8 protein-coding genes are annotated in these 10,991 nt (G+C 69.9%); 3 read left to right on the top strand and 5 right to left on the bottom strand.

Annotated features, from left to right (window positions below):
* Positions 1-65: 65 nt before the first annotated feature.
* The 3 genes from VFB40_RS17405 to VFB40_RS17395 all read right to left on the bottom strand — a co-directional run bounded on the left by VFB40_RS17405 (position 66) and on the right by VFB40_RS17395 (position 6,763).
* Positions 66-3,647: a choice-of-anchor D domain-containing protein gene (locus VFB40_RS17405; RefSeq protein WP_324851899.1), complete on the bottom strand. Its 3,582-nt coding sequence runs from the start codon at positions 3,645-3,647 to the stop codon at positions 66-68.
* A gap of 304 nt (positions 3,648-3,951) precedes the next feature.
* Positions 3,952-5,076, bottom strand: a complete 1,125-nt coding sequence (locus tag VFB40_RS17400) for a M24 family metallopeptidase (protein WP_324851896.1) — start codon at positions 5,074-5,076, stop codon at positions 3,952-3,954.
* A gap of 151 nt (positions 5,077-5,227) precedes the next feature.
* Entirely contained in the window at positions 5,228-6,763 is a 1,536-nt protein-coding gene (locus VFB40_RS17395; protein WP_324851894.1) for a ferredoxin reductase family protein, read from the bottom strand.
* 294 nt (positions 6,764-7,057) lie between these two features.
* On the opposite strand from VFB40_RS17395, the gene VFB40_RS17390 reads away from it, so the two are divergent.
* The gene (locus VFB40_RS17390; RefSeq protein WP_324851892.1) at positions 7,058-7,750 is read left to right on the top strand and encodes a Rieske (2Fe-2S) protein; all 693 of its coding nucleotides are present in this window, start codon (positions 7,058-7,060) and stop codon (positions 7,748-7,750) included.
* Complete coding sequence (locus tag VFB40_RS17385; protein WP_324839763.1) at positions 7,747-7,869, top strand: hypothetical protein; 123 nt, start codon at positions 7,747-7,749, stop codon at positions 7,867-7,869. Before VFB40_RS17390 ends, VFB40_RS17385 begins: the two co-directional genes overlap by 4 nt.
* A gap of 64 nt (positions 7,870-7,933) precedes the next feature.
* On the opposite strand, the gene VFB40_RS17380 is transcribed toward VFB40_RS17385, so the two are convergent.
* Positions 7,934-8,977 (bottom strand): acetylxylan esterase, encoded by a 1,044-nt coding sequence (locus tag VFB40_RS17380; protein ID WP_324851890.1) that lies wholly within the window; start codon positions 8,975-8,977, stop codon positions 7,934-7,936.
* Between the two features lie 2 nt (positions 8,978-8,979).
* Positions 8,980-10,017: a LacI family DNA-binding transcriptional regulator gene (locus VFB40_RS17375; protein WP_324851888.1), complete on the bottom strand. Its 1,038-nt coding sequence runs from the start codon at positions 10,015-10,017 to the stop codon at positions 8,980-8,982.
* Between the two features lie 278 nt (positions 10,018-10,295).
* On the opposite strand from VFB40_RS17375, the gene VFB40_RS17370 reads away from it, so the two are divergent.
* Positions 10,296-10,991, top strand: a 696-nt coding sequence (locus VFB40_RS17370) for a glycoside hydrolase family 3 N-terminal domain-containing protein (RefSeq protein WP_324851886.1), incomplete at its 3' end; no start/stop codon positions are given.

Genomic DNA, 10,991 nt, shown 5'->3' with positions numbered 1-10,991 from the left:
AGGCACCGGCGTCTCAGGCCTCGATCCTAGCCGGTGAACTCAGGTATCGATGGCGGTCGGTGAGTTCAGCTGGCGAACACCTGGAACTCGGAGACCTGCCCGGCCGGCCAGCCGGTGTTGGCGGTGAAGTTGAGCCGCAGGTACCGGGTGCCGGTCGGGTTGAAGGTGATGGTGACCGTGTTGCCGGTCGCCGGGTTGAAGGTGTAGCCGGCCGATCCGACGATCGTGCCGAAGGTGGATCCGTCGGTGCTGCCCAGCACGGACAGCGTCTCGGTTCGGGTGGCCCAGGCACCGGACGGCGGCAGGTCGAGCACGATCCGGCCGATCGTCTTCGCCGAGCCGAGGTCCACCTGCAGCCACTGCGGGAAGGCGTTGTCAGTGCTCTCCCAGTAGCTGCTGGTGTCGCCGTCCACGGCGTTCGCGGGCGTGTAAGTCTGCGTATACCCGCTGGCCGAGGCCGGCTGGTTCAGCGCCAGGTTCGTGTTCGAACTCACTCCGCTGCCGGAGAGCGCCACCGTCGCCGGGCTGCCGGGGGCGTTGCTGGCGATGCTCAGCGTACCGGTGCGCGCCCCGGTGGCGGTCGGCGTGAAGGTGACGTTGACCGTGCACGACGCGCCCGCCGGGAGCGACGAGCCGCAGTTGTTGGTCTGCGCGAAGTCGCCGCTGGTCGAGATCGACGAGACCGCTGCCGCCTGGTTGCCGCTGTTGGTCACGGTGACCGACTGCGCCCCGGTGGCCGAGCCGACGGTCTGGCTGCCGAAGCTGAGGCTCGACGGGTTCACCGCGATCGACGGGCCGGACGAACCGCCGCCGCTCGGGAAGACCTCGAAGTCGGAGAGCTGGCCGGCCGGCCAGCCGGTGTTCGCGGTGATGTTGACCCGCACGTACCGCGCCGTGCTCGCGCCGAAGGTGATGCTGACGGTGTTGTTGGCGTTCGGGTCGAAGGTGTAGCCCGCGGATCCGACGAGGGTCGAGAAGTTCGATCCGTCCGTGGAGCCGAGCACCGAGAGGGTCTGGGTCCGCGCGCCCCAGGCCGTCGACGGCGGCAGCTTTAGAATCAGCTTGTTGATGCTGTAGTTCTGGCCGAGGTCGACCTGGGCCCACTGCGGGAAGGAGTTGTTCGCGCTCTCCCAGTAGGTCGACGCGTCGGCGTCGGTCATGTTCGAGGCCACATACGAGCCGTTGACGGAGCTGGCCGAGGCCGGCTGCCCGGCCGCGATGTTGGTGTTGGTGCCGATTCCGCTGCCGGTCAGCGCGACGGTGGTCGGGCTGTTGTTGGCGTTGCTGGTGACGGTGAGCGTTCCGGTGCGGGTGCCGCTGGCGGTGGGTTTGAAGGTGACGGTCACGACGCAGGATGCGTTGACCGCGATGGTCGAGCAGTTGTTGGTCTGGGTGTAGTCACCGGTGACCGAGACCCCTGAGACGGTGGCCGAGGTGGTGCCGGTGTTGGTTACCGTGACGTTCTGCGCGGTGGAGGTGGAGCCGACGACGGCGCCGCCGAATGAGAGGCTCGCCGGGTTCGCGTTCAGCACCGGTCCGGGCGCGGTGCCGGTTCCGGAGAGGCTGACGGTGTTGGTGACGCCCCCGGCGTTGACCGTCAGGGTTCCGCTACGGCTGCCGGCGACCGTCGGCTTGAAGGTGACGTTCACCGTGCAGGAGCCGTTGGCCGCGATCGACGAGCCGCAGTTGTTGGTCTGCGCGTAGTCGCCGCTGGCTGCGATCGACGAGACGGACGCGGCCGAGCCGGTGGGGTTGGACACGGTGACGGTCTGCGCGGGCGAGGTGGAACCGACCGCTACCGAGCCGAAGTTCAGCGCGGTCGGCGAGACGCTCACGCCGTTGTTCGGGTACGGCGGGTACACCGGCGCCGGCCAGCCGTTGCACTGGGTCGGACTGATGCCGGAGTTGCCGCCGTTGTCGGTGATGGTGAAGCCGGATCCCTCGCAGCTGTAGCTCGGGGCGTTGCCCGCGCCGGCCTGCGCGACGCCGGTGGCGGTGACGTTCTGCGCGGAGGCGGTGCCGCCGGTCTGCTCCTGCAGGGCGAAGGTGCCCGTACCGGCGATGGTCACGTTATTGAGATTGACGCCGCTGACGGTGCCCTCGACCCACTGGATCGCCTCATAAGGGCTCTGTTCGATCAGGGCGTTGCTGACGTTGATCGGTCCGGTGATCGCGCCCTGGCTGCCGTCGAACCACAGCGAGCCGACGCCGAACTGCCAGTTCGGGTCGAGCGAGCCGTTGCGAATCAGGGTATTGTTGCTGATCGTGGTGGTGCCGACCGGGGTGGAGGTGAAGCGCTGCCCGACGTGGATGCCGCCGCCCTGGGTGATTCCGGTGTCCTGCACCAGGTTCCCGGTCACCGTGTTGTCGTGCCCGCCGTAGACGGCGATGCCGTTGGCGAGCATCTGCAGCTGCACGGTGTTGTTGGAGATGGTGTCGTTGGCGTCGGCGCCGATGCTGGAATCGGCCCAGGTGGCGATGCCGTCGTCGCCGGTATTGCGCAGATCGCTGTTGGTCACGGTGGAGTTGGTGACGCCGCCGTGGAAGTTGATCCCGTCGGCGGTGGTGTCCCGGATCCGCATGCCGCTGAAGGTCAGGCCGTTCATCGGCCCGTCCATCCAGGCGCCGACCTTCATGTGCTCGATCCAGAGGTTCGAGACCGACGAGCTGCTCATCGCGCCGCCGATGCCGTTGACCTGGCAGCTGTCGCAGCGCTCTTGTACGTTGCCGGAGATGGCGAAGTTCTGCAGGTGCACGTTCGTGCTCGGGCTCGGTGCGGAGTTGCCGTAGAAGCCGGGGGCGGTTCCGGTGACCGTCGAGTACCACATGCCCGCGCCGGCGATCGTCACGTTGTTGACGGCGATGTGGCCGGGGATGTTGTACGTGCCCTGCGGGATCCACACGGTGCCGCCCGACCCGGCCGCGCTGATGGCCGAGTTGAACGCGGAGGTCGAGTCGTTCACGCCGCTCGCGTCGGCTCCGTAGCTGGTCACCGAGACCGAGCCGGAGGGCTGGGTGAGCGCCGCGCCGACGTTCTCGAAGTCGGCGAAGTCGATCGTGTAGGACGAGGCGGTGTCCTCGGAGTCGACCTGGAGGGTGAAGGTGGTGCCGGCCGGATAGGTCGTGGTCAGCAGCCGGTGGGCCTCGTCGTAGAAGTGGTGCGGGTTGCTGCCCGGCGAGTTGGTGAACGGATAGCTGCCGTAGTACCAGCTGTAGGCGTTGGTCAGGGTGAAGTCGCTCTGCTTGGTGCTGTTGATGTAGAGCGAGAGCGGCGCGGTGTAGACGGTGCCGCCCGAGGTGTCCGGGATGCTGTACCGGAAGTTGATCGAGTTGGTGGCGACCGGCGTCGTGAACGTGACGTACTTACCGGTGCCCTGCAGCGTGACCGCCTTGCGGTACGACGCTTCGTCGGCGAGCTGGCCCTGCGTGTAGCTGGGGCCGATGACCGTTCCATTGGTCGCGGAGTTCTCCGCCTGGACCTCGACATAGGCGAGGCTGGCGCCGCTGCCGCCGGTGGCCGCGGCCTGCGCTGAGGGCATCGCGAGTGCGACCGCGCCGCCGGCCAGCAACGCGGCGCTGCCGGTGAGCGCGGCGGCGCGGCGCAGCCTTCCCGGCTCGCGCGACAGGTGGGGGGAGGGATGGGACAAGGTTCTGCTCCTTTCAGCGCGGCGCCGAAGCCGGGGGACTTCGTGGGCGGCGCCGCGAAGGGATGGGAGGGGAGGAGCACGAGGGTTGGACGCGGGTTGGGACAGGGGCGCGGGCGGGCGCGCGGTGGCTGAGCCGTGGGTGGAGCAAAGAGGAATGTAATCTTCTCGACACAGTCGCGCAATATCTGGACTAATCAATGATGAATATTTGCTACCGCTTGTAAGATCGCCTGGGTGGCGGCGGGAAACGAAAAGCGCGGGCGGCCACCTCGTGACCACCCGCGCTTTCGGACCAGGCCTCGGATCAGGACAGCACCACCAGGTCGCGCTCGGTGCGGTTCAGCCGCTCGCCACCGTCCTCGGTGCAGATGACGATGTCCTCGATCCGCGCGCCGAACCGGCCGGGCAGGTAGATCCCGGGCTCGATCGAGAAGGCCATGCCCGGCTCCAGCGGCCGCGCGCTCCCGGCCACGATGTACGGCTCCTCGTGCGTCTCCAGGCCGATGCCGTGGCCGGTGCGGTGGATGAACCGGTCGCCGAATCCGGCCGCCGCGATCAGGTCCCGGCCCACCGCGTCGAGCTGTTCCGCGGTGATGCCCGGACGTACCGCCTCGACCTGGGCGCGCTGCGCGGTAAGCAGCACGTCGTACATCTCAAGGAACTCCTTCGACGGCTCGCCCACCGCGTAGACGCGGGTCGAGTCGGAGCAGTAGCCGTCGTGCGTCGTCCCGCCGATGTCGACCACCACGGCGTCGCCGGGCTCGATCGTCCGGTCGGAGACCTCGTGATGCGGGCTGGCCCCGTTCGGGCCCGCCGCCACGATCACGAAGTCGACCCGCGCGTGCCCCTCGGCGAGGATCGCGTCCGCGATGTCCCGGCCGACCTCGCGTTCCGTGCGGCCCGGGCGCAGCCATTCACCCATCCGCGCGTGCACCCGGTCGATCGCGGCACCCGCGCGGCGCAGCGCCTCGGCCTCGGCCGGCGTCTTGCGCAACCGCAGCGCGCTGAGGACGCCGCCGGCCAGGTCCTGTTCCGCCTCTGGCAGCACCCTGCGGAACTCGGCCGCCTTCTCCACCCACATGTGGTTGTCCAACCCGACCCGCTTGGCTTCGGACAGGCGCGCGGCGGCGACCGCGTACGGGTCGTCGGTCTCGTTCCACGCGACGATCTCCAGCCCCGAGGCCCCGGCCGGCGAGGCGGCGGCGAGCGGCCGCTCGAGCGCCGGCACCAGCAGGCACGGCTCCCCGTTCACCGGCAGGACGAGGCACGTGAGCCGCTCCAGCGGCATCGCGTCGTAACCGGTGAGGTAGCACAGATCCGCGCCGGGGCAGATCAACAGCGCGTCAAGGCCGGCCCGCGCGGCGGCCTCGCGGGCGACGTCCAAGCGCTGTGCCGGGTAGAGGGCCGAGGATCCGCCGCCGTCAGACATGGCAACTCCTGAACTGTTCGCGATGAGGCCGACTGCTCCATCCTGCCTCACGGCCGTCAGGCGATCGCGATCGAGAACGCCGGGTTCAAGACTGCGGCCGAGGGTTAGTGCCTCAGCACCTGCCCTCGGCCGCAGTAACGATCGTCGCGTCCTAGAACGTGAAGCGTTCCTGGTGGATGTGACGGCGTGGCACACGGGCCTCGCGCAGCGCCTGCCCGGCCGCCTGGATCATGCTGGTCGATCCGCACAAGAACACGTCGCGGGATTGGATGTCGGGCACTAGGCCGGTGATCCGCTCCGCACTGAGCGGGCCCGGCTGGGCGTCGCGCGGGCCGAGCAGGTAGTGCACGGTGAGCCGGCCGCCGTTCGCGAGCCATTCGAGCTCGCGGTGGAAGACGATGTCGCCACGGCGTGACGCGCGGTACAGCAGCACCAGGTCCTCGCCCGCCGCGGCCAGGGGGTCGATCAGCGCGCGCAGCGGCGTGATGCCGATGCCACCCGCGATCAGCACGACCTTGCGGCGGGTGCGCAGCGCGGCGGTCATCGCGCCGTACGGGCCCTCGGCGAAGACCCGGACGCCCGGCTGCAGATCCTGCAGCGCCCGGGTGTGGTCGCCGAGCGCGCCGACCGTGATCCGCAGCCACTCCCGGTTGGGCGCCGCGGACAGCGAGAACGGGTGCGACTGCCACCAGAAGCCGCGGGCCAGGAACCGCCACCGGAAGAACTGGCCCGGCTCGGCCTGCAGCTTGCGCAGGTTACGGCCCGTCAGGTAGATCGAGACCGCGTCGTCGGACTCGCGATGCACGTCGACCACGCGCAGCCGGTGCCGCATCGAGAAGATCACCGGCTTCATGACGCGGAACGCGAACACGGTGAGCGCCACCGCGACGTAGATGCCGACCGAGACGAGCCGGGCGCCGTAGTTCGCGTCGAAGGAGCCGCCCGCGGTGAACTCGTGCGTGAAGAAGAGCACGATCGCGACGTACACGAGATAGTGCGTGTACTGCCACGTCTCGTACCGCACCCGCTTGCGCACAGCCCGCGCCGAGATGAACCCGATGGCGAGGAAGAGCCCGAGGCCGATCGTCGCGTCAAGCAGGTAGGGCATGTCCAGGATGGTCAGGAACTCAGAGGGCGCCTTGCTGAAGGAACCGGCATAGCCGATGGTGATCAGCACGGCGTGCGCCAGGAGCAGCAGCACCAGCGATTCGCCGCTGGCCCGGTGCGCGGCGGTCAGCCAGTCCGAGCCGATCGCCCGCTCCAGCCACGGGATCCGCGCCATCAGCAGCACCTGGATCAGCACGAGGTAGGCGCCGAGCAGGCCGGCGGCGTCGCCCGCGGCGGTAGCCTGCCCGCCGAGGTTGGCCAGCGAGATGCCCGGCGTGTCCATCCAGAAGAACGCCAGCACCATGACGCCGCCCGCGATCACCATGCTGATGAGGGCCGCCGCGATGTACTCGCGCGGCGGCAGCGTGCGCGACGCGATCAGCGAGCGGTGCAGCGGCCGCGCGCGATACGCGAACGGGGTCGTCGCCGTCACCCGCTGGCCCGGCACGACGGGTCGCCCCTGGGCGGCAGGACGCGCCTGCGTCGCGGCGCGGACCTGCTCGGCGAGACGCGCCTGCCCGATCGTTCGGGTCTGCGCGGTCTGCGTGGTTGAACGATTCTGCGCAGTCGGCCGCCCCATCGCCGGCGGCCGACCGGACCCAGGCGGAGGCACAGAGACGGCACGATCCACCCATTCCGCCATGTCAAGCTCCAACATGCCTGGTTGCGGCCTCGTCCCCTCCTGGGCGGCCTCTTGTGAGCCGACCACGAGGGAAAGGCGCTTTCGGTTCAGCGCAGGCCTACGAAGCGTGCTGTTACAGAACGCGTAGAACCGATTACGGTCGCCATCCGTGCGCAGTGTTCGATGGCGCGGCCCGCACGGCGCGGCCCTCAGACGAAGGAACTACCCACGAGGATTCTGGGAGCGCACTCGATGACCAGCACGTACGAGACGTCCGACCTGCTGACCGACGACGCTGAGCAGCTCGCCGGCGAAAACGCCCCGGCATCGGGCGCGCTCGCCGAGCCGGGGGCCGGCGGATGTGCCTCGGGCACCTGCTCGCGCTTCGCGCTCGACCGCCGCGGCCTGCTGCGCGGCGCGGCCGCGGCCGGGACCGCGGTGGTCGCCGGGGCCGGGCTGTCCGCGTGCGGGCACATCCTCGACCCGAACGAGAACGCCGCGGACGGCGCGCCGCCGAGCAACGCGTCCCCCACCACCATGACCGCGCCTCCGGCGGCGAGCAGCGCGGCGGCCAAGCCGATGAGCGGCGACGGCAACATGGACGCCAGCAAGATGCCGGATCAGACCATGAAGACCACCGCCGCGATGCCGACCGGCACGAAGCTCGGCAAAGCCTCGCAGATCCCGGTGGGCGGCGGAGTCGTCTTCGCCAGCCACCAGGTCGTGGTCACCCAGCCGATGGCCGGAACCTACAAGGCGTTCAGCTCGGTGTGCACCCACGCCGGCTGCCAGTGCAACGAGGTGACCGGAGGCATGATCAACTGCCCGTGCCACGGCGCCTCGTTCAGCATCAGCGACGGCTCGGCGCAGGCAGGCCCGACCCAGACGCCGCTGCCCGCGAAAACCGTCACCGTCGCCAACGGACAGATCTACCTCCAGGCGTGATCGCCGTGGTCTCGATGAGCGGCGCCGGCGCGGCCTGGATCGGGATCGCCGTCGTGGGGATCCTCACCCAGGCCGCACCCGCGGTCTACTGGCTGGTCAGGAAGCGGCGCAGGACGTGACGGTCATGCCCTGACCGGTGCCGGTGCCCTGGAAGTACGAGCGTCGAGCAGGGTTCGAACACGGTCAACGGCGAGCGGCGCGGGCCGACTGGAAAGTTCCACGCGCGTTCAGCCAGTGCAGCTGCCGCTCCACGTGAACGGCCTCGCCGCCCTCGTGGTGGTTGAACGGGTACACGTGGATGGTCCGCTCCGGGAGGGCATCTGCCGGCGCCTCGCCGTGCTCGCCGTCCCGACGACGCGCGCCGTACTGATTGAAGGCGGCGAACACCGTGCTCGGCGGGCAGATGTTGTCGCGCAACCCCACGCCGAAATGCGCCGGTGCCTGCGCGCGCCTGGCGAACGCGACGCCGTCCACGTAAGAGAGCGTGCGGCGCACCGCCTGCTCGGCGTCTCGGTGCACGGAGAGGTAGGTGACGATCTCGCCGTACGGCCCGGCCTCGGTGATGTCGATGGCTCGCCGCGGGTGGCACAGCAGCGGGGCCGTGCATATCAGGGCCGCGAGATCGGGCACCAGCCCGGCGACCGCCAGCGCCAGCCCGCCGCCCTGACTGTTGCCCACGGCGACGACCCGCGCCGGATCGACTCCGGGCAACTCGCGCACCGCATCGACCGCGCGCACCGCATCCGTGATGAGCCGCCGGTAGTAGTAGTGCTCCGGCGCGAGGATGCCTCGGGTGATCGGCCAGTGGCCGCCGTGCGGACTGGCGTGCGGATCAGGGGTCTCACCGCCGGAGCCGTACTGGTCGCCCTGGCCCCGGCAGTCCATCAGCAGATGCGCGCAGCCCGCCACCGGCCAGGTCAGCCGCTCCTGCGGGAGCCCGCGACCGCGGCCGTAGCCGACGAACTCGACGACGGCTGGCAGCGGCGCCTCGACCCCGGCCGGGCGGGTGTACCAGGCGCGGATCGGATCGCCGGCGAAGCCGCGGAAGCTGACGTCCCAGGACTCGACGAGCCGCAGGCCGTTCGGCACCGGGCGCAGGTCGAGGAGCGGCGCATTGCCGCGCGCGTCTTTCAGCGTGCCGCCCCAGAACGCGTCGAAGTCCTCAGGTTCCGGCACGGCCGGCGCGAATCGTTCCAGTTGGTCGAGCGGCAGATCGAACGGGGCCATGGTCAGCGCCCGGCCTCGGGCGGCGCGGTGGTCTCCCGCACCACCAGCTCGGTGACGAGATCCACCCGGCTGGTCGGCAGGTCGGCTCCGCGGGCCAGGTCCAGCAGCATCCGGGTCGCCGTCTCGGCCATGTCGCGCAGCGGCTGGTCGACCGTGGTCAGCGCCGGGTCGGTCCACGCGGACACCGGGAGGTTGTCGTAGCCGATCACCGAGACCTGCCCGGGCACGTCGAGGCCGAGCCGCCGGGCGGCCCGCAGCACGCCCATCGCCTGTAAATCAGAGCCCGCAAAGACCGCCGTCGGCCGGTCGGCGCGGTCGAGCATCTTCAGGCCGTATTCGTACCCTGCGTCGACGTAGAAGTTCCCGTAACGCACCAGTTCCGGATCGACCGGCAGCTCGGCCTCGTCGTGCGCGGAGCGGAATCCGGAAACGCGGGCGCGGCTGCACAGCACGTCGCGCGGCCCTGAGATGATCGCGATCCGCCGGTGCCCGAGTTCCAGCAGGTGCCGGGCCGCCAGCAGGCCGCCGTTCCAGTTGTTCGAGCCCACGGTGGGCACGGACGCGGTGGTCGCGCTGTCGGTATCTACGACCACGAACGGAATGCGCTGGCGCTGTAGCTGCTGGCACTGCGGCTGGGTCGGGCTGCACATGACGAACACCACGCCGAGCGGCCGGCCGGTGAGGACGCCGTCCAGCCACGGCTGCGGCGGGTGGTGTCGCCCGCCGAGCTGTGAAAGCACCACGTTCACCCCGGCGGCGGCCGCCACCGCCTCGACGCCGGCGATGATCAGCATCGCCCAGATCGAGTTGAACTCGTGGAAGACCAGGCGGATCTGGCCCGCGTCGGGCGGCTTGCGCGGCTGCCGGCGCCGATACCGGTGCAGCTCAAGGCTCGCCTCGACCCGTGCCCTGGTCTCCGGCGCCACGTCGGCGCGGCCGTTGAGCACCTTGGAGACGGTCGCGATGGAGACGCCGACCTCGTCGGCGATGGTCGCGATCGTCGGGGTGCCCGGGCTTTCCTCCGGCCCTGGAGAGGTCATCGAAAGGTCACCTCTCTATGCAAAAACTTTCGGTGAGCATAGCAGTGAATTCAGGCTTGTACAGCGTGAGCGGGTGAGACTTTCAAAACCGGATAAGTACCGCCCGAAGTGCGCAGGGCTCTGGCAAAGGTGCTGCTGGAAAGTCTTGACATGCCCTGCCCTGGAGCCTAACTTACCGCAACACACTGCGGTTCTATTCTCGAAACTTTCGAAGGCTGCGCACCCCTCGGACCTGCCGGATCGGTGTGCCTGGGGCCGTGTCAGGGCGAAGGGACGGCATGAGTAATCAGGGGTCTGCCGACACGGACCGCACCGGCGACGGCGCGCGGCGATGGCGCGACGCGCGGCTCGAGCCGGCGCAGCGGGCCGACGCCCTCATCCCGCTGATGACCCTGGAGGAGAAGGCCGCCCAACTGGTCGGCGTGTGGGTCGGCGCCGACGCCTCGGGGCAGGGCGTGGCCCCGCACCAGGACGAGATGCGCAACGGCACGCCGTGGCCCGAGCTGATCCGGCACGGCCTCGGCCAGCTGACCAGGCCGTTCGGCTCCGCTCCGGTCGACCCGGTGCTCGGCGCCCGCTCGCTGGCCGCCTCCCAGGCCCAGATCGCGGCAGCCAGCAGGTTCGGCATCCCGGCGCAGGTGCACGAGGAGTGCCTGACCGGCTTCGCGACCTGGGCGGCCACCGCCTTTCCGGCGCCGCTGAGCTGGGGCGCCAGCTTCGACGCGGAACTCATCGAGCTGATGTCCGGGCGGATCGGGCGCTGCATGCGCGCCGCCGGGGTGCATCAGGGTCTTGCACCGGTGCTCGACGTCACCCGCGACTACCGCTGGGGACGCACCGAGGAGACCATCGGCGAGGACCCGTACCTCGTCGGCGTGATCGGGTCCGCTTACGTCAGAGGCCTGGAACGGGCCGGAATCGTCGCGACGCTCAAGCATTTCGCCGGCTACTCGGCCTCGCGCGGCGGCCGCAAT

This window comes from Actinocrinis sp. (assembly GCF_035650855.1).
Classification (GTDB): Bacteria; Actinomycetota; Actinomycetes; order Streptomycetales; family Catenulisporaceae; genus Actinocrinis.
Note: the sequence above shows the minus strand (reverse complement) of the source record. Positions and strands in the feature narration are given on the sequence as shown.

Coding starts and splice junctions, on each gene's coding strand:
- VFB40_RS17400 (WP_324851896.1), bottom strand. CDS start 5,076: ATGTCTGACGGCGGCGGATCCTCGGCCCTCTACCCGGCACAGCGCTTG.
- VFB40_RS17395 (WP_324851894.1), bottom strand. CDS start 6,763: ATGGGGCGGCCGACTGCGCAGAATCGTTCAACCACGCAGACCGCGCAG.
- VFB40_RS17390 (WP_324851892.1), top strand. CDS start 7,058: ATGACCAGCACGTACGAGACGTCCGACCTGCTGACCGACGACGCTGAG.
- VFB40_RS17380 (WP_324851890.1), bottom strand. CDS start 8,977: ATGGCCCCGTTCGATCTGCCGCTCGACCAACTGGAACGATTCGCGCCG.
- VFB40_RS17375 (WP_324851888.1), bottom strand. CDS start 10,017: ATGACCTCTCCAGGGCCGGAGGAAAGCCCGGGCACCCCGACGATCGCG.